Raw genomic sequence first — 500 nt, 5'->3', positions numbered from 1 at the left:
AAACTGGAACCGGCTCGAGCAGAATCTTCGTCGTAGAATTGGACAGGCTGGATATCATACCATGGTCTACACTGGAACATTCCGCGTAACACAACTTAGAAATCAAAACAACCGACTTGTTGATATTTTCTTGCATCGTGCATCCAACGGCGCTCTTCAAATTCCTGTACCACTTTATTTCTACAAGGTGGTGCATGACTCCTCTCGTCGCCTCGGTACCGCCTTTATCAGTATCAACAATCCTTACTACACCCAAGCGGAGGCTCGCAATCTGCAGTTCTGCACAGACCGTTGCCGCAATAACAACGCATTCAACTGGGTGGGGTGGCAACCTGATCGCATCGACCTCGGCTATAGCTTCTGCTGTACCATTGCTGATTTCCGAAGAACTATTCCGCACCTTCCAGCTTTCAATGTTAACGGACTTCTGACATAAATATCACAGCAAATGTACCCGAAATGTGCAGATATTAAAAGAAAATAATTTGCTAATCTTCTGA

General features: G+C 45.4%; 1 protein-coding gene. It reads left to right on the top strand.

Features of this window, described 5'->3' with window-relative positions; translation table 11 throughout:
- Positions 1-436, top strand: a 436-nt coding sequence (locus F0L74_RS34485) for a DNA/RNA non-specific endonuclease (protein ID WP_149842209.1), incomplete at its 5' end; no start/stop codon positions are given.
- Between the last annotated feature and the right edge of the window lie 64 nt (positions 437-500).

It is taken from the genome of Chitinophaga agrisoli (genome assembly GCF_008386695.1).
Taxonomy (GTDB): domain Bacteria; phylum Bacteroidota; class Bacteroidia; order Chitinophagales; family Chitinophagaceae; genus Chitinophaga; species Chitinophaga agrisoli.
The sequence above is the reverse complement of the archived record's forward strand: the minus strand, read 5'-3'. Positions and strand labels throughout refer to the sequence as shown.